This is a genomic window from Jeotgalicoccus halotolerans (assembly GCF_003387165.1).
Lineage (GTDB): Bacteria > Bacillota > Bacilli > Staphylococcales > Salinicoccaceae > Jeotgalicoccus > Jeotgalicoccus halotolerans.
Genome location: NZ_QUMW01000012.1, coordinates 60,430 through 78,512 on the forward strand (window position 1 = coordinate 60,430; position 18,083 = coordinate 78,512).

General features: G+C 40.9%; 18 protein-coding genes. 14 read left to right on the forward strand and 4 right to left on the reverse strand.

The window, feature by feature from the left end; translation table 11 throughout:
• Nucleotide 1: 1 nt before the first annotated feature.
• The 6 genes from DFR63_RS07685 (at nt 2) to DFR63_RS07710 (ending at nt 5,332) form a co-directional block, all read left to right on the forward strand.
• Nucleotides 2–706, forward strand: coding sequence for a phosphonate C-P lyase system protein PhnL (locus tag DFR63_RS07685; protein ID WP_211313789.1), 705 nt, complete (start codon nt 2–4; stop codon nt 704–706).
• Complete coding sequence (locus DFR63_RS07690; protein WP_115885362.1) at nt 703–1,521, forward strand: PHP domain-containing protein; 819 nt, start codon at nt 703–705, stop codon at nt 1,519–1,521. The genes DFR63_RS07685 and DFR63_RS07690 overlap by 4 nt, the downstream gene beginning before the upstream one ends.
• Nucleotides 1,522–1,615: 94 nt before the next feature.
• Nucleotides 1,616–2,683: a PhnD/SsuA/transferrin family substrate-binding protein gene (locus tag DFR63_RS07695; protein WP_115885363.1), complete on the forward strand. Its 1,068-nt coding sequence runs from the start codon at nt 1,616–1,618 to the stop codon at nt 2,681–2,683.
• Between the two features lie 237 nt (nt 2,684–2,920).
• Entirely contained in the window at nt 2,921–3,688 is a 768-nt protein-coding gene (phnC, locus tag DFR63_RS07700) for a phosphonate ABC transporter ATP-binding protein (protein WP_115885510.1), read from the forward strand.
• 10 nt (nt 3,689–3,698) lie between these two features.
• Nucleotides 3,699–4,511 carry a PhnE/PtxC family ABC transporter permease gene (locus DFR63_RS07705; protein ID WP_115885364.1) on the forward strand — a complete coding sequence of 271 codons (813 nt, stop codon included), beginning with the start codon at nt 3,699–3,701 and terminating at the stop codon, nt 4,509–4,511.
• A complete protein-coding gene (locus DFR63_RS07710; RefSeq protein ID WP_115885365.1) occupies nt 4,511–5,332 on the forward strand; it encodes a PhnE/PtxC family ABC transporter permease in 822 nt (273 codons plus the stop codon). Before DFR63_RS07705 ends, DFR63_RS07710 begins: the two co-directional genes overlap by 1 nt.
• Nucleotides 5,333–5,405: 73 nt before the next feature.
• Here the strand turns inward: DFR63_RS07710 and DFR63_RS07715 are convergent, their stop codons facing one another.
• Nucleotides 5,406–5,672, reverse strand: coding sequence for a hypothetical protein (locus DFR63_RS07715; RefSeq protein ID WP_115885366.1), 267 nt, complete (start codon nt 5,670–5,672; stop codon nt 5,406–5,408).
• Nucleotides 5,673–5,784: 112 nt separating this feature from the next.
• Here DFR63_RS07715 and DFR63_RS07720 point away from each other — a divergent pair, with 112 nt between their 5' ends.
• From DFR63_RS07720 to DFR63_RS07745, 7 genes are all read left to right on the forward strand, one after another.
• Nucleotides 5,785–6,624: an alpha/beta hydrolase gene (locus DFR63_RS07720; RefSeq protein WP_115885367.1), complete on the forward strand. Its 840-nt coding sequence runs from the start codon at nt 5,785–5,787 to the stop codon at nt 6,622–6,624.
• Nucleotides 6,624–7,214: a nitroreductase family protein gene (locus tag DFR63_RS07725; RefSeq protein WP_115885368.1), complete on the forward strand. Its 591-nt coding sequence runs from the start codon at nt 6,624–6,626 to the stop codon at nt 7,212–7,214. The genes DFR63_RS07720 and DFR63_RS07725 overlap by 1 nt, the downstream gene beginning before the upstream one ends.
• A complete protein-coding gene (locus DFR63_RS11800; protein ID WP_162842315.1) occupies nt 7,215–7,379 on the forward strand; it encodes a hypothetical protein in 165 nt (54 codons plus the stop codon). It abuts the gene before it with no gap.
• A gap of 117 nt (nt 7,380–7,496) precedes the next feature.
• Nucleotides 7,497–8,849: a polysaccharide deacetylase family protein gene (locus tag DFR63_RS07730; protein ID WP_115885369.1), complete on the forward strand. Its 1,353-nt coding sequence runs from the start codon at nt 7,497–7,499 to the stop codon at nt 8,847–8,849.
• A complete protein-coding gene (locus DFR63_RS07735; protein WP_115885370.1) occupies nt 8,846–10,141 on the forward strand; it encodes a putative glycoside hydrolase in 1,296 nt (431 codons plus the stop codon). Before DFR63_RS07730 ends, DFR63_RS07735 begins: the two co-directional genes overlap by 4 nt.
• 279 nt (nt 10,142–10,420) lie before the next feature.
• The gene (locus DFR63_RS07740; protein WP_115885371.1) at nt 10,421–11,848 is read left to right on the forward strand and encodes a purine-cytosine permease family protein; all 1,428 of its coding nucleotides are present in this window, start codon (nt 10,421–10,423) and stop codon (nt 11,846–11,848) included.
• Nucleotides 11,849–11,977: 129 nt separating this feature from the next.
• Nucleotides 11,978–12,664 (forward strand): DUF421 domain-containing protein, encoded by a 687-nt coding sequence (locus DFR63_RS07745; RefSeq protein WP_162842316.1) that lies wholly within the window; start codon nt 11,978–11,980, stop codon nt 12,662–12,664.
• Between the two features lie 72 nt (nt 12,665–12,736).
• On the opposite strand, the gene DFR63_RS07750 is transcribed toward DFR63_RS07745, so the two are convergent.
• The 3 genes from DFR63_RS07750 to DFR63_RS07760 all read right to left on the reverse strand — a co-directional run bounded on the left by DFR63_RS07750 (nt 12,737) and on the right by DFR63_RS07760 (nt 16,851).
• The gene (locus DFR63_RS07750; protein ID WP_115885373.1) at nt 12,737–13,969 is read right to left on the reverse strand and encodes a dicarboxylate/amino acid:cation symporter; all 1,233 of its coding nucleotides are present in this window, start codon (nt 13,967–13,969) and stop codon (nt 12,737–12,739) included.
• Nucleotides 13,947–14,813, reverse strand: coding sequence for a prephenate dehydratase (locus DFR63_RS07755; protein WP_115885374.1), 867 nt, complete (start codon nt 14,811–14,813; stop codon nt 13,947–13,949). The genes DFR63_RS07750 and DFR63_RS07755 overlap by 23 nt, the downstream gene beginning before the upstream one ends.
• A 319-nt stretch (nt 14,814–15,132) precedes the next feature.
• Nucleotides 15,133–16,851, reverse strand: a complete 1,719-nt coding sequence (locus DFR63_RS07760) for an ABC transporter ATP-binding protein (RefSeq protein ID WP_115885375.1) — start codon at nt 16,849–16,851, stop codon at nt 15,133–15,135.
• Between the two features lie 162 nt (nt 16,852–17,013).
• On the opposite strand from DFR63_RS07760, the gene DFR63_RS07765 reads away from it, so the two are divergent.
• The gene (locus DFR63_RS07765) at nt 17,014–18,072 is read left to right on the forward strand and encodes a D-alanine--D-alanine ligase family protein (RefSeq protein ID WP_115885376.1); all 1,059 of its coding nucleotides are present in this window, start codon (nt 17,014–17,016) and stop codon (nt 18,070–18,072) included.
• The last annotated feature ends 11 nt before the right edge of the window (nt 18,073–18,083 follow it).

Below are 18,083 nucleotides of genomic sequence, written 5' to 3' on the forward strand. Positions count from 1 at the left end.
GATAACTATGATTAAAATAAATGATTTCAGCAAATCATTCACCATTCACCATCTGAATCAGACAAGAGAAGCAGTCAGCGGGGTATCGTTCGATGTAGAAAAAGGCGAGTTTCTCGGTATTGTCGGCGAAAGCGGCAGCGGTAAATCGACTATATTAAAAAGTATTTACGGCACTTATAAACCGACAGCAGGTACTGTGAATTACGATTCCGAGAATTTCGGCTCCGTCGATCTGCATAATATATCAGACAGAGCACTGATTAAACTGCGCACGAAAGAAATCGGCTATGTATCTCAATTTTTAAAAGTTATGCCGCGTACAACAACGCTTGAGCTTGTTATTAATTCAATGCTTGAAATGGGCGTCGATAAAGACAGCGCCGCGGTAAAAGCTGAAGAAACACTCAGACACTTCGATATTCCAGAAGCACTGTGGCATAACTATCCAAACACTTTCAGCGGCGGGGAGAAACTGCGTTTAAATATCGCATGTGCAGTCGTTAAAAACCCGCGTCTTCTGCTGCTCGATGAGCCTACAGCATCGCTTGATGAGAAATCGAAACTAAAAGTCAGGGAAACAATCTCAAAACTGATCGATAATGGTACAACTTTGATTGGCATTTTTCACGATCTGGAATTTATGGACGGCTTATGCACAAAAGTATATGACATGAGTACGAAAATGCTCGAGGAGCGTGCGGTATGACGGAAAAAATAGATCTGCATGTGCACAGCAGCTTTTCCGATGGTAAAGATAGTGTAAATAAAGTGCTGAATCTGGCAAAAGAAAGAGATGTTAAAATGTTAAGCTTCGTCGATCACGACACAAATCTGACATATAATGAAGCGTTACCATATGCAAAACGTCTCGGTATCGACTTAATTCCGGGCATAGAAATCTCAGCTTACGATTTTAAACGCAGGAGAAAAGTACACGTTTTGGGATATAACTATGATTTGGATGCAACGAATATTAAAAAATTAACGGAGCCTTTACAAACGAGGCGTCATCAGCATTCTTTGGAACAAATTAAAAAAATTGAAGATTACGGTATTGATATAGATATGGATGAAGTCAAAAAAACCGTTGGACCGGCCGGTATCATATATAAGCAGCATATTATGCACGCAATATGCGATGACCATTACACTTGCCCGAAATATACAACCAAGTACCGTACTCTCTTTAAGAACAACGGTCCTGCTGCAGGAGATATAGAGTATATCGACTATATCGCAGCGTTGAAAGCAATTAAACAGGACAGGGGCCTCGCGGTCATTGCTCATCCCGGTCAGCTGCACAGTTATGAACTGATTGAGGATAACTATGAACTAATCGACGGAATAGAAAAATATCATCCGGATCACGGTCCCACTGATTATGAAAAAATCGATGCTGTGTGTGAGAAATATGACCTGTTCATTACAGGAGGGTCAGATTATCACGGAGATTTCGGAGCAACTGATGAGATTGGTATAGACAGCGGATTATTAAAGGAAACAGCCCAATTATTTAGATAGTATAAACATGTGTTAAATAGACGTAAAGTGCATTTACTTGCCTTCTAAAATCATTTTAAATTAATCATGTAAATAAAACTTAAGGAGTTTGAAAATGAAAAAGTTAATGAATGTTTTTCTTGGTTCAGCTTTTGTTTTAGCGCTTGCAGCATGCGGCGGAGAAGGAGATACACAGACAGAAGACGGTTCTGCAGATGCTGCTTCGAGCAGTGATGAGCCTCTAAGTGTCGTCTGGTATCCGAACGAATCCGGCAATGAGCTTGCTGATGCACGCGAAGAAATTGGAGCGATTTTAGAAGAAGCGACAGGCAGAGAAGTAGAACATGAACTGACTACAGACTATGCAATAGCCATCGAGAGCATTGTTAATGATAATGCAGACCTCGCATTTACAGGTGCAGAAGGATACATACAGGCTAAGGAACGCAATGACAATATCGAACCATTGGCGGTGCCGTCAGGACCGTCAGGAACTGAAGAAGATGCTTTATACTACAGCTGGTTCGCTACTAAAGTCGATAACATGGAAAAATATGAAACAGGCGAAGGCGAATACTCAATTGAAGAATTCCCGGGAAGCAACTTTTCATTTGTCTCAACTTCATCAACATCTGGTTTCAGAGTACCAACGTCTACGATTTTAAATGAATTTACTGAAACTGAAGAATATGCAGACTTAACAGAAGAAGATTTAGCTGAAAGCGGACGTTTCTTTGAGCAGGTAATGTTCGGTAACACTCATCAGGGCTCTGCAGTCAACTTAATTAACGAGAGAGCAGATGTTGCAGCTTTCTGTGACACTTGTGTTGAGAACTACGTAGAACTTGCAGAAGGCGAAGAAAATACAGCAGGTGCGATTTACGAAGTATCTGAAGGTGCAGCAGACCCATTCTCCAATCTTGCTGGAGAGCAATTTGGAATCATCTCGGCAACACCGGTACTGAACGCACCGTTTATTGGTAACGTAAGCACTTTAGGTGAAGAAACATTCAATGAAATTCAGGAAGTTCTTGCTTCTGATGAAGTTGCAAATAACGAAAAGATTTTCGTTCCTGAAGATGCAGAAGAAGGCGGATTATTTACCAAGTCAGCGGACGAGCGTTTTGTAGTTGTTGAAGATGAGTGGTTCAACCCGATTAGAGAACTCAACTCAGGAAACTAAATTGAAAATTTAAACCGGCATCCAGCGATATAAAATTTATTCATCTGAGAGGGGACTTCCCCTCTTTTTAATTAGGAGGCATCTTCCATGGCGGTGGAACATAAAACAAAAGAAGTAACAAAAAATAGAACAGATTTTAACAAGAAGGAAACAGATGGAGTACTGATCTCTTTTGATGAAGATATAGAAGTTACAGGTAACGAAGTCGAAACCGCATCGAAAAAAGAGCTTAAAGAAATGCCTGTAATCATGTCGATTGAAAATCTGAATAAGGAATACTCAAAAGGCAAGTCGGTGCTTAAAGAAATTAATTTCAATATTAAGCAGGGTGAATTATTGTCGATTATCGGTCCGTCCGGTGCCGGGAAGTCTACGTTACTTCGTTCGATAAACCGCATGATAGAGCCGACGTCGGGTGAGATTACGTTCGATGGCAAAAACATTACCAGTGTTAAAGGAAAAGAATTGAGACATATGAGAACGAATATTGGGATGATCTTCCAGCATTATAATCTGGTCGACCGTTTGTCGGTCTTTGAAAATGTGATGCACGGCACCTTAGGTTATAAAAATAGCCTGCAGGGCATTTTCTCAATGTATACAGAATCAGAGAAAGAGGAAGCCCTCGATATTATTACGGAACTGGGTATTCAGGACCACATTTACAAGCGCTGTGATGAGCTGTCTGGCGGTCAGAAGCAGCGTGTCGGTATCGCACGTGCCCTAGTGCAAAAACCTAAAATTATTCTCTGTGACGAGCCGATAGCTTCACTGGATCCGAGTTCTTCAAGAGTAATTATGGATCATCTCAGAAAAATATGCAGTGAAAAAGGCATTACGGTAATCGTTAATCTGCATCAGGTGGATGTAGCTAAAAATTACTCGGACCGTATTATCGGCTTAAACAGCGGTCAGGTAGTCTTTAACGGCCATCCGGCTGAAATTGATAAAGAAGTCATCCAGTCGATTTACGGTACGGATTTTGATGACTTAATTACGGAGTAGGTGATTAATGATGGGCAAAACAAGTACGTTAAACGTTAATGAAATAAATATTATTCAGAAGAAAAATCTTTATTTATTGCTGACAGTCGTCGTCATTGTAGGACTGATTATGCTCGCGAGCTACATTACCGAATATAATCATATAGAAGGTGTGCTGTCGATTCCTGCAGCAGCGTCATGGATGGCCAGCAACATATGGTTTTCATCGTCGACACTGGCAAACCTCGGCAGTGTAATGCGTCTTTTATGGGAAACAATTTTAATTTCAATTGTTTCCACAACGACAGCTGCAGTATTTGCTGTTGTATTTGCTCTCATGGGCTCAAAACTGACTTATATTAACAAACCGTTAATGCTGGCAGCAAAAATAATTGCTTCAATATCACGTAATATTCCGGTCGTTGCCTGGGCATTAATTTTAGTCATCAGTTTTGGAACGAACTCAATGACCGGATTCCTGGCCTTATTTTTCGGTTCATTCGGATTTTTAGTCAGAGCTTTTGTAGAAACAATCGATGAAGGCAGCAAAGATTCCGTGGAAGCATTGAAAGCAACAGGAGCTACATACTGGCATACGATATTTAAAGCGGTATTGCCGGGCAGCATGCCGCAGATGTTCAGCTGGATTTTATTTATGATTGAAACGAATATACGCAGTGCGACGCTCGTCGGACTTTTAACAGGAACGGGTATCGGCTACTTATTCGATCTGTATTATAAACAGCTGAATTATGAAATGGTATCACTGATTACATTGGCAATCGTCCTCGCGGTCCTTGTGATTGAAGCAATATCAAACATCATCAGAAGGGAGATTTTATAATGACTGCTCTTGTTGAACGTAATAAAAATGGCTGCATTAAGGTCTCTAAACCCTGCAGAGGACAAAGAGTTTTAAAGGGATTATTATTCGGTTCAGCAATATTCACGGTTATCGGATTCTTTATTATGGATTACGCAGGCCTGGATTTGACACATGCCATTCCGATGACACTCGATAATCTCGGGCAGATGTTTTTATCTCCGAGTTTAAATAATACAACCTGGTCAAATGCGCTGTGGCAAGTGACAATCACTTTATCGCTTGCGTTTTTATCGACTATTTTAGGAGCAGTAATTTCACTTTTTTTAGCATTTGGAACAGCTGTTAATCTATCAAAACCGTGGGTCAGCAACACGATTAAAGCATTTATTACTGTCGTGCGTGCGGTGCCGACTGTGCTCTGGGTTTTAATATTTGCGATTGCAGCGGGCTTAGGCTCTGTAGCAGCGGTAATCGGTATGATTTTCCACTCCATTGCATATCTGGTTAAAGCATACTCGGAAGCTTTTGAAGAAGTAGACGAAGGTAAAATTGAAGCGCTGCGTGCTTCCGGCGCAAGTTATTTTCATATTCTGTTCCAGGTCATCGTGCCGCAGACAAAAAGCTTTTTAATTTCGTGGACATTCCTGCGCTTTGAAATTAATTTCGGGGTAGCAGTTGCTATGGGTGCAGCCGCCGGAGCAGGCGGTATCGGTTACGAATTATTCATGGCGAGCACCTTCTACTATGATATGCAGGAAGTCGGGGCGATTACACTTATTATTCTGGTCGTAGCGATTATTTTAGAATTATTTGCGAATAAATTAAAAGTAAATGCATAGAAACTCTTTAAGCTTAAAAAATCGCACTTGACTCCTCTGGGAGAACAAGTGCGATTTTTAAATTGGTTAAATTTTATATAAAGAAAACCATATGTATCAGTGTCGGAATAACAAAGCTGCCGATAAAAATCATATAGTAAAGATCCGGACGGTCACCTTCTTTTGCAAATTTATGTGCAAGCATTCTGAACACTACTGATGCAACGAAGGCAAAAATAACGAAAGCAAAAAAACCGGTCGTATAATAAATGAAATTAAAGTAAATTAATGCGACAAACATAATTAGATATAAGAGAAAGCCGCATGTAAATGAGAGTATATATTTTTTCTGACTGGACATAATAGCACCTTTATAATTAGTATTACCATCAATAATATATTAACCTTTTAAGATATGCAATTTCCCGGCGGAAAGGTTATAATTTCAAGTAACAGAGATTGGAGAGATGATTATGTCATTTGTAAAGTACATTGAGTCGAAAGACGGAACGCTGCTTTATGCGAAAGTACAGACGACAGAAGTGCCTGAAACAGCGAAGGCGACAATCATTATTGTTCATGGTCTTGCGGAACATTTAGGAAGATATGATGATATTGCAAATGTGCTGATACAAAAAGGATTCAATGTCATCCGCTATGATCAGCGCGGACACGGTCACTCTTCCGGCGAAAATACTTTTTATTCAAAAGTTGATGAGATTACAGATGATCTCGGTGCTATAGTACTCTATACAAGAAAGCTTCTGCCGCAGCAGCAGGTTTTCGTTATCGGCCACAGCATGGGGGGCTATACAGCTGCACTATACGGTACCAAGTATCCGCGGAAAATTGACGGGTATATTACATCCGGCGCGCTGACACGCTATAACCACGAATTGTTTGCGGGCATTCCTGTCGGGCTCGACAGCAACGATTATATTAAAAATGAACTGGGCGAAGGACTATGCAGTACAGAAATTGTTCTTAAACATTACGTTGAGGATGCGCTGAATAAAAAGGAGATATCTGTCGGACTAATCCGGACGCTTGAAAAAGGTATCGAGTATTTAAAACTTGAAGCTCGAGATTTTAAAGATCCAGTGCTTATTCTTCACGGAGAGAACGATGGGCTTGTAGCTGTTCAGGATTCAGTGGAATTTCATGATGAAATATCTTCAGAAGATAAACAATTAATCATTTACCCTGAACTCGAGCATGAAATATTTAACGAATTTACTATGAAGACAGAAATTTTCAATACTGTCATCAGCTGGATTGAAGAACGTCTGAAAAGTGCGGAGGAAGAAAAATAATGAATATTACAGAAGCGATACAAACGAGGCGGAGTATAAAAATATTTAAGGATGTTGAACCGGTTAGTAAAGAGGTTGTTGAACAGCTGCTCCAGGCGGCGATTATGGCTCCTAACCATCATCATACCGAGCCGTGGAAGTTTTTTGTGCTGCAGGGAGACGGACGGCTCCCCCTCTCGCGTGTGCTTGCTGAATGGGCAAAATCGCGGGTGGATGATCCTGCAAGCGAAGCGGGACAGAAACGCATTAAAAAAATCAGCAGGAAGCCGCTTATTGCACCCACGGCAATTGTCGTTGCACTGAGTCCAAAACAGGATAGTAAAAAAGCAATTTACATTGAAGATGTGTCGGCGGTTTCCGCTGCAGTCCAGAACATTCTTCTTGAAGCACACGGTCTTGGCCTCGGTGCAATCTGGAAGAGCGGTCCGGCATATTATGCCGCTCCCGTTAAAAATTACTTTAAACTGACGGATGAGGAAGAAATTTTAGGTGTTATTTTCGTCGGGGAATCGGATATGAAGAAAAACCCGGAACCTAAACGAATTCCTTTTGAAGAGAAGACCGTATGGATTACAGAGGATGAGAAGTAAATGAAAAAAGCAGCCATTCTCTTATTTTTAACAGCGACTCTGCTGATGTTCAGCGTGGGTACTCTTATTCCTGTGGAGTATAACTTTATCGTGTACCTGGCAGTGTTGATATTATTCATTGCGGGGATGTACTGCAGTGTAAGTATTGATCCGGATTCCAAATGAAATAAGTGTAAAATATGCATTTTTTATATTTAAGAGGGTAACTTCATTATATGGAGCTGCCCTTTTTTATATTGGAGGAATATTTTATTAAGTAAATTTGGAAAGCGGGTGTTATCGATGAGGAAATACATAATAGTTATGCTGTTTACTGCAGCTGCGGTCATACTTGGTGCCTGTGGTAGTCCGGAAAATAAAGTTTTATCAAACATTGAAACTATTGAAGAAAATACTGTGCCGGCACTGACGGACACCATGCAGAACATTATTGACTATGAAGCGGAAATGTCCGCTTTGTTTAATACTTCGGTGACTGATGAAGAGCTGTCTGACTTTAAAAATGACCAGTCACCGCTCTATGAAAATTTAAATCAGCGCAGTGAACTGGCAGCAGGTCTCACGGAGATTGAAGGGGAACTGAAGAGTATGTCAGAAAATATCGGTTCTGCTGATGTCAGCGAAAGCGAAGAACTGAAAGAAGAACAGGTCCAGCAGTTAGCGGAAACAGTAGAGAAGCTTGGTGAAAGTATTAAGAATGTGCGGGAGGGCTATGAAAATGTCAGCAGTACAGAAACTGCCTTTTTTGAATCTCTTGCAAGCGAGAATGCCGATTATAATACATTGAAGGAAGGCATAACGGAAGTTAATGAAGTTCACGGGAAAGTCGCAGCATACTATCAGTCGATTAACGAGCAGCTGCAGGCATTTCAAAACAGCAGTAATGAGATGAAGAATGCACTTGGCGCAAAGACGGCAGGCAGTGAAAAATCAGCACAGGTAGAGACTGGGACAACTGACGTAAAAATAGAAGAGAGCGCATCTCAAAAACTGTATACGGTAGACCCTGAAACGTCTGCGATAGTGCCGTCTTCGGAGGAAGCCGAACCGGCTGCTGTACTGCTTACGATAGACGATGCTCCGGATGAAAATGCAGTAGCCATGGCTCATACATTAAAAGAACTCGGTGCCCCTGCCATATTTTTTGTTAACGGCATGTTTATCGAGTCGGAAGAAGGACGGGAAAAGCTGCAAGAAATTCATGAGCTGGGTTTCGAAATCGGAAATCATACTTATAACCATTTTAATATGCAGGAGATTACTCCTGAAGATACTGCACTTGAAATAATCGATACAAGTGACTTGATTGAAGAAGCGGTCGGGGAGCGGCCGAAATATTTCAGAGCTCCGTTCGGGGTCAACAGTGAAGCATCCATCAGCACAGCGGAAAAAGAAAACATGACAGTTATGAACTGGACATACGGTTTTGACTGGGAGCCTGAGTATCAGGAAGCGGAATCACTCGCGGATATTATGGTAAATACTGAGATGCTCGGCGATGGGGCAAACTTGCTAATGCATGACCGTACATGGACCAGCGAGGCGCTTCAGGATATCGTTAACGGTCTTAGAGACAAAGGCTATACGCTGATTGATCCGAAAACAATCGATACTGAAGGCGGGGTGACTGAATGAGCACGAGAAAATTTTTAATTATGGTCGGAGGAATTCTTGCAGTACTGTTTTTACTGCTTGCGCTGGCAATCAGAGGAGAGACAGGCAGCAGTGAGCCTGAAACTGCAGAAGAGACAGCGGCAGAAAATGCTGCAGAGGAAAGTGAAGGTGAAAGCACGGCACCGGAAGAAACAGAAAAGCCTCTTGCTGAGCTGGATTTAAATGACGGCCCTCTGTATTCGCTTAATGAGGATACAGCACCTGTATTTCAGCATCAGTCCGGCGTTGATATTGCTTATCCGAAAGAAGGAGTAAAAGGTATATTTGTAACTGCTTTTTCCGCAGGCGGTGAGAGGATGCAGGAATTGACAGAACTCGTCAATAATACGGAATTAAACTCTATGGTTATCGACGTTAAAGAAGATATCGGTGATATTATGATGCCGCTTGATGTCGATAATGAAGTTGCACAGGCCCACATGTATGATTATGTTAATCCGGAAGTATTGATGGAGACACTTGAAGACAACGGGATTTACCCGATCGCGCGTATTGTTGTCTTTAAAGATTCGAGGCTTGCTGCGGAACGTCCGGATTTATCTTATCAAAACAGCGATGGAACAGTATGGCAGAACGGAAGCGGGGAAAGTTTTGTCAATCCGTTTGTTAAGGAAGTCTGGGATTATAATGTGGACATTGCCATAGAAGCAGCCAAGCTCGGATTTAAAGAAATTCAGTTTGACTATGTGAGGTTCCCGGAAGCATTTGAAACTCTCTCTTCTGAACTTACTTATGATTTTGGAGAGTATGCAGATACTGAAGCTGATGAGGTGCAGCAGAGAGTAAATGCTGTAACGGACTTCGTCGCTTATGCGAATGAACAGTTAAAACCTTATGATGTCGATGTATCAGTAGATGTTTTCGGCTATGCAGCTACCCAGCAGGAAGCGCCGGGGATTGGTCAGAACTTCTCTCAAATTGCCGATAATGTTGATATTATATCATCGATGATATACCCGTCGCACTGGGGCGCAGGTGCATTTGGCTTTGATACGCCAGATACAGAACCGTACGAAGTAGTTAACCAGTATATGAAAGTGGAAAATGAAGTGCTTGGGAAACTTGAAGAACCGCCAAAATCGAGACCTTGGATTCAGGACTTTACTGCTTCATATCTCGGACCGGGTAATTATATAAATTATGGAGCGGCAGAAGTAGAGGCCCAGATTGAAGCATTAAAAGATAATGGTGTGGAGGAATATTTATTATGGAATGCTCAAAATACTTACTCTGAAGGGGCAAAATATAAATAAATTTCATGAAAGAACCTTGCCGGGAAAAGCCAGTTCCGGCAAGGTTTTTATATATATATACTGTATGAGTTTTAGTGCATTATTTCAAATAGATTATGCATTTTGAAATTAAATTTCAATAAGAATATAGTGTTATACTTTCATTTTAATTGTCAATATACATATTATGTCGACTATATAGTGTAAAAATATACATAAGAGCTTGATTTATTCGCGAAAAGAGTGTATAGTGTAAAAGTCGCCTTAATATAAAGTTTCATAAGATTGGAGAGGATAATTATGAGGTCTGAGCAAACAGCAGATCAGCAGATTGAAACGACCGAGAGTGACCACTCATTATCTAAAGTTCCATATAACGAACGTAAAATGGGATGGCTCAGTATTACCAACATTACTTTTGGTATTGCTACAGCAATATTCTACTTCCAAATAGGGAGTGTTATGGCACTGCAGTTCGGTGCAATTAATGCTCTGATATCAGCAGCATACGCAATTATCGTTGCAGGTATCATGGGTACAGTTATCGTTTACCTGTCAGCACGATCGGGAATGAACGTAAACTTAATGTCGCGGGGCGGAGGCTTCGGCTACATAGGTGCGTCATTAACATCTTTAATATATGCTTCTAACTTTATTATGTACTGTGCACTTGAAGGTATGATTCTCGTGTTTGCAGTACACGAATTCTTCCCTGTAATTCCTGTATGGCTGCTCATAGTCGTATTTGGAACACTCGTTATTCCACTTAACTGGTTCGGAATTAAACAGCTCGATAAATTACAAAAATGGTCATTGCCAATATTCTTTGTGTTTTTAATTACAGCAATCGTAGTGTCATTCATGACACCGTCACAATATGACGGCGCATTCTGGACATATATGCCGGAAGGAATGCAGATTGGCGGAACAGCGCTCTTATTATGTATTGGTATGCAGCATGGAATTATCGGACTGACTGCGCTTATAGCATCAGACTATGCTCGCTTCCTGAAGCCGAATCACATTAAAGGCGGATCACTTGCCATAGGATTTATTCCGCAGATTTTCTGTTACGGTGTAATGGGCGGACTTGGTATATGGTTTGGAGTGCGTTTAAATGAACCGAATCCGGGTGTATACATTGTACACTTATTAGGTATCGGCGGTGCATTATTTACGATGCTCACTCAGGTTCGTATTAATGTAACCAATATTTACAGCAGTTCTTTATCATTATCAAACTTCTTTGAAAACGTCGTAAACTTTAAACCGGGCCGCAGATTCTGGGTCGTAGTTGCAGGTGTTACGGCAATGGCTTTAATGCTCGGCGGTATTACCGATCATTTAGATGCAGCATTAACATTCCAGGGTGTCTTTCTGATGTCATGGGCAGCGATTTTGGTTACTGATTTCCTCGTAGTAAAACGGATGATGAAAATTGGGCCCGGCTACTATGAAGAACGCCAGGAATATTTATATAAATGGAATCCAGTGGGTGTCTGGTCTCTGATTATTTCAAGTCTGCTGGGAACAATCGCAGCACTTGGCTACATGGGTCCATTCATGCAAAGTACAGCAGCATTCTTTGCGGCACTGCTGGCAGCGGTACTAACAATCGTTATTGCTTATATTACTAAAGGTAAGTATTATCTGAACGATAGTGCAAAGAAAATCAATGATATTGATGAAAGAGATATTCTCGTGAAATCAAAAGCGGGAGGAAAATAATAGAATACACAACAAAGGAGGCGGTTTCTCAAAGGAAGCCGTCTCTTTTTGTTTTGAATACATAAGCAGGGGTACTTCTATAAGTACAGAGATATCTTTTAGCATTTAAGAATGAAGCGAGGTAGGAAAATGGAAGATATGCTGATGTATGCAATGAAATTAACCTTAGGTTTAATAGGAGTCATGATTGTTCTTAAATTGATCGGGAAAAAAGAGCTTGCTCAAGTTACTCCTCTTGATTTTGTTTATGCTCTGATACTTGGAGGCATTATAGAAGAATCATTGTATGATGCGACCGTGCCCGTTTATGAGATGCTGTTCTCTATATTTTTCTGGGCGCTGCTTATATTTGTTTTAGAAAAATTTGCTTTAAAAAGCCGGAGATTTAAAAGTATTTCACAAGGAGATCCACAGCTGCTGATAAATGAAGGTCATTTAGACAGAAAGATAATGGATGAAAATAATATGGACGTTGATGAAGTGCGGATGCTGCTGAGAATGAAAGATGTATTTTCTCTAAGTCAGGTGAAATACGGAATACTTGAAGAAAGCGGAGAGCTTTCAGTGATGCAGTATGCACGCGAAGAAGCGCCGACACGAGTTGAAATAATGAAGGAGTACAGTGAGAACGTCCTGCCGGAGCTACTGATAGACGGAGGGAAGGTCGAGCATCAGAGACTCAAAAATATTAATCGGGATGAATCCTGGTTAAGGGAGAACATCAAAAAAGAAACCGGAGCGGATTTGGAAGACGTATTTTTCGCGGAGTGGGATGAAGAGAATGGCTTCTTTATACAAAAGAATGATGATAAATAGACAAAACCGTCCGGAAGAATCGTGTTCCGGACGGTTTTTTGAATATTGGATTCAGTGATTATGCGCAAATATTTAAGCCTTTGCGCTGATACTTCTCTTATTATGACGGCGTTTTTCTGATTCATCAATTAAAATTGCCGCTGCCGCGTCACCGGTTATGTTCATCGTAGTGTAGGCCATATCGAGGATCCTGTATATAGCGGCAATCGGACCCATCAGTTCAATTGGGAGGCCGAGCAGTGTCAGGAATGATGCACCGAGTACAATTCCGCCGCCCGGAATACCCGGTGCCGCCATATTAATTACTGTTGCGATAATAACGAGATAAATAATCTGGCCGACCCCGAGAGGTATATTGTAAAAGTCAGAAACGAATACAGCGAGCAGACTGAAAGATATTGCTCCGCCGGCCATGTTTATTGTTGTTCCAAGAGGAACGACAAAATTTGTAATCGATTCGCTGACTTTAAAATCATTCTTTGTCACTTTGATAGTGGTGGGCATCGTGACAGCAGAGCTTGTTGTGGCAAGTGAGACGAGCCAGACCTTGTAAATGCCTTTAAGAAGCTCAGCAGGAGTGAGGCCCGTGTATATCCATATCGGGATAAGCATTACTATAATAAAGGCTATAATGCATGATGCATACGCCGTGACAATATAGAGTCCGAGAGAAGAGAATATACCTGCTCCGTATTCTGCTACAGCAAATGCCATGAGAGAAATAATCCCGAACGGCGTCAGCTCCATAATGTAATTGAGCACTTTAAATATTACTGACGAGAGGCTGTTGATAAAATTTTTCACAGGCTCCGCTTCTTTTCCTACGGCGACAATAGCAATGGAAAAAATAACAGTAAAGATAATAGTCGCAAGTATATCGCCTTCAGTCAGTGCCATAAATAGATTATCGGGAATAATATTCATAAAAAAATCTTCAACAGATGGTATAGCTACTTCTCCCTCATAGCTGCTCGAACCAATATTAATATGCTTCCCAGGTCTGACAATATATGAAATCAGAAGTCCGATTGCTGCTGTGGCAACGAACATTACAGCAAATACCGAAACACTTTTAAATCCGATTCTTCCCAGATCCTTACCGCTGCCGATATTAATAATACCTGTAGATACTGCAACAAATATAATCGGGATAATCATTGCCTGAATAATATTTAAGTATATATCTCCGATGAATTTAATTTTCATCGAAAATCCGGGGAGGAATATACCGAGTATAACACCGAGCGCAAAGCCAATTGCAATTCTTGTAAATAAATGATTTTTACCTGTCAGTATATTCTTCATTCTGAATCACTCCTTCATACTCCGGGATGAGTCCTTTATCATAACTGCCGAGAATATTAATATACGACGTTTCTTTTGTCAGCACAGAGAGTGCGGCATCGAAATTCGGACGGTCTAAATCGTTTTCAATATCGATAAAGAAACCGTAGGAGAATGGTTTGTTTTGTATCGGTCTGCTCATTAAATAGAGCAGGTTGATATTATATGTTTTAAAAATATCCAGAATGCCGCTTAAGGAACCGGTGCTGTGATCAGATTCTATGTACAGTGATGTTTTTTCATGCAGAATTTTTTCGCTCAGTTCTTTTTTGAAGATTAAAAAGCGCGTCGTATTAAGCGGATTATCACTGATATTTTCACGGACGATATTCATGCCGTACATTTCAGCGGCATGGCTGCCCGCAATACTTGCAATTGTTTCGTCCTCTGATTCTTTAACCATATGTACAGCCCCTGCTGTATCGCTGAATTCCTTCACTTCAATATTTGGGTACCGGCTTAAATATGTGTAGCACTGTTCCAATGCTTCCGGATGCGAGTATACTTCAGTTATTTTATCTAGCGCAATTGGATTTTTGGAAATAAGTGCATGGTCTATTTTCACATATACTTCTTTAATTGCTTTTACATCCAGATATTTCATCAGATCTATTGTTCTTGTAATCGGTCCGCTTGTTGAGTTTTCAACAGGCAGCGCAATGTAATCCACTTCGTCGTTTAAAAGTGCTTCAACAAGCAGTTTAAATGTCATATAACCCTCCGCTGTATACTCTTCACTTCCGGCATATGCTGCGCATGCAAGTGTGCTGTAGCTGCCTTCTACGCCCTGATAACCAATTTTCATTTGAAACACTCCTTATTTTTAATATTAAAAAAGACCAGATTGGATTCTGTTAACAGAATCCAATTGGCCTGGTAAAAGTAAATATAAAAAACCAGCCAATCAGATTTTTTCTAATGGCTGGTTTTCTGCATCATTAATTCAGCCATCATAGATCAGGTTTCGCCTGCATCCACGATGGAATACAGACGCTATCTAAAATAGCTGAAAAAGTCTTTATTTAATTGTGATATTTTTATTGTGGATAACATAAAAATCACTCTCATTAATTAAAGTTTTAATAATGTTAATTAGTCTAACAATTAAGAATTCTTTTGTCAATTTATATTTGCCTGAACTGAGCCTGATGAAGTCCTTTATATACACCGCTGTCGAGTGACAGGAGCTCTTCATGGGTGCCGCTCTCAGCGATACCGTCTTTTGTTACGACCATAATACGATCCGCATTTTTAATTGTTGCGAGACGATGGGCGATAACGAGTGTTGTGCGTCCTTCGGCAAGACGGTTCAGTGCATCCTGAATATACATTTCCGTCGCTGTATCAAGTGCACTGGTTGCTTCATCAAGAATTAAAATCGGCGGGTTTTTTAAGAACATGCGTGCAATCGCAATACGCTGTTTCTGTCCGCCTGACAGTTTGACACCGCGCTCGCCGACGATTGTTTCAAGTCCGTCCCTGTAACTGTCGACAAGTTCTTTCAGCTGTGCTTTTCGAAGTGCATCGTAGACTTCCTCGTCTGTTGCATCTGGTTTGCCGTAAGCGACGTTTTCTTTCAGTGTGCCTGCAAATAAGAATACATCCTGCTGCACTGTGCCGATATTCTTCCGGAGTGAAGACAGTGTTAAATCTCTAATATCTGTGCCGTCAATCTGAATGCTGCCTTCCGACACATCATAGAAACGGGGGAGCAGCGAGCACAAGGTAGTTTTTCCGGCTCCGGAAGGTCCGACAAAAGCAATCGTTTCACCCGGAGAAATATTAAATGATATATCAGTCAGTACATTTTTTTCTTCGTATTTAAAAGTCACGTTGCTGTATTGAATATCACCTTTCACATTCCCCAGTTCAAGCGCATCTTCTTTTTCTTTAACATCGGGCTGTACCGCCATCGTATCGAGAAAATGTTTAAAGCCCGCAATACCGTTTGGATATAATTCAATGACGGCATTAATTTTCTCGAGTGGTTTAAACAGGATATTAGAAATTAAAATAAATGCTGCGAATTCACCGTAAGTCAGCTCTCCGCGCATAACGTAATAGGCACCTGCGATAAGGATGAAAACAGTGACCAGCCGCATCAGCATATAAGTGCTGGATGTGTTGAAAGACATAATTTTGTAGGCTTTTAACTTTGTGGCTCTGAAGCGGTCGTTGATTTTTTTAAATTCTTCAAGTTCCTGATCTTCGTTTGCAAAAGCCTGAACCAGACGGATGCCGCCGATTTTATCGCCGATTAGATGGTTAAATTCAGATACGCGGCCAAACAGTTCACGAAAGGCGACGGTCATTTTTTTGTTGAAGTAAATGGCAATTACTAAAATTAACGGAACGATAATAAATGCGATTATTGCAAGTTCGGGATGGATGTAATACATAATTCCGAAAGCACCGAGCAGCGTCATAACCGCAATGAATAGATCCTCGGGTCCGTGGTGCGCCATTTCCCCGATGTTCATCAGGTCGTTTGTCAAGCGGGTTAACAGTTTTCCGGTCTTGGTATTATCGAAAAATCTGAACGATAACTTTTGTATATGGCCATACAGGTCATTCCGGATATCACGTTCGATGTTCGTCCCGAGCATATGTCCCCAGTATGTTACGATAAACTGCATCAATGTGTTGAACAGATAAATTAGCACTAATCCCAGAGCAGCAATTAATATCCACTGCCAGTTGCCGGTGGGCAGCAGTTCATCTATGAACATGCTGACGATTACAGGAAATGCGAGTTCCAGCAAACCGACGATAACAGCAGATAGAAAATCAACTGTGAATAAGACTTTATAAGGTGCGTAATAAGATAAAAATTTCTTCACCATGCCCCATCCTTTTCTTATGTAATATAAACAATTAAATTATACCACTATTAAATTTTTACCGACTGCAGTAATAAACAAAACAGTATTATAAAAAATTAACTTCTAAAGCAAAGTGGTGTAAAATCAGGTGTACAGAATAAACAGATTTGAGGAGCTTATAATATGAAGAGAATAAACGTTGGTATTATATACGGCGGTAAATCGACAGAGCACGAAGTGTCAGTGCGTTCTGCAAAAAGCGTATTTGAAGCGCTGAATAAAGAAAAGTATAATATCAGTCTGATTAATATTACCAAACAGGGTGAGTGGCTCCTGGCAGCTGATAATAAAAAAATAGAAATGCTGGATAATTCAAATAGTAAAAAAATATCAGTTATACCGTCCGAAGGTCTGACCGCTGACGGAAAACTGATTGAGCTTGATACAGTACTGCCGATTCTGCACGGCACAGCAGGAGAGGACGGCAGTATACAGGGACTTCTCGAGCTCGCTGAGCTTCCGTATGCCGGCTGCAGCGTCCGCAGCTCAGCGGTATGCATGGACAAAGATATGACGAAAAGGCTCCTTGAACTTGCAGGTATTAAAGTCGCACCGTCAATTGTACTGAATTACTATGAAAAAGATGGACAGACGTATGAGCAGGCCCTTGAGAAGCTCAGTGTGCCGATGTTTGTCAAGCCGGTCAACCAGGGTTCATCAGTAGGTGTGTCAAAAGTTTCGGATGAATCATCATTTTATAAGGCGCTGGACTCGGCTTTCTTATTCGATACAAAAGTGATGATTGAAAGCGGCATCAAAGGCCGTGAAATTGAAGTGTCTGTTCTCGGTAATGAAGAACTGTTTGTCTCGGTTCCCGGAGAGATTGTGTCGCAGACAGACTTTTATTCATACAGTTCAAAATATCTGGATGAAAACGGGGCGCTTTTAAATATCCCGGCGCAGCTGGAAGAAGAAGAAATGCAGCGGATTCAGCAGATTGCATACGATGCTTTCAAGTTACTTGACTGTGAAGGTATGGCAAGGGTGGATGTGTTTTTAACTCCGGATGGAGAAGTTATCGTTAATGAAGTCAATACACTGCCCGGTTTTACAAGCATCAGCATGTATCCGAAGCTGCTAGAAGCTTCAGGGATTCCCTACAGCGAAACACTGGACAGGCTGATTGAACTGAGTCTTGAAAGATATGAACGCTCTGAAAGATTGAAAACAGATATTTCTTAAATAAGGAGATG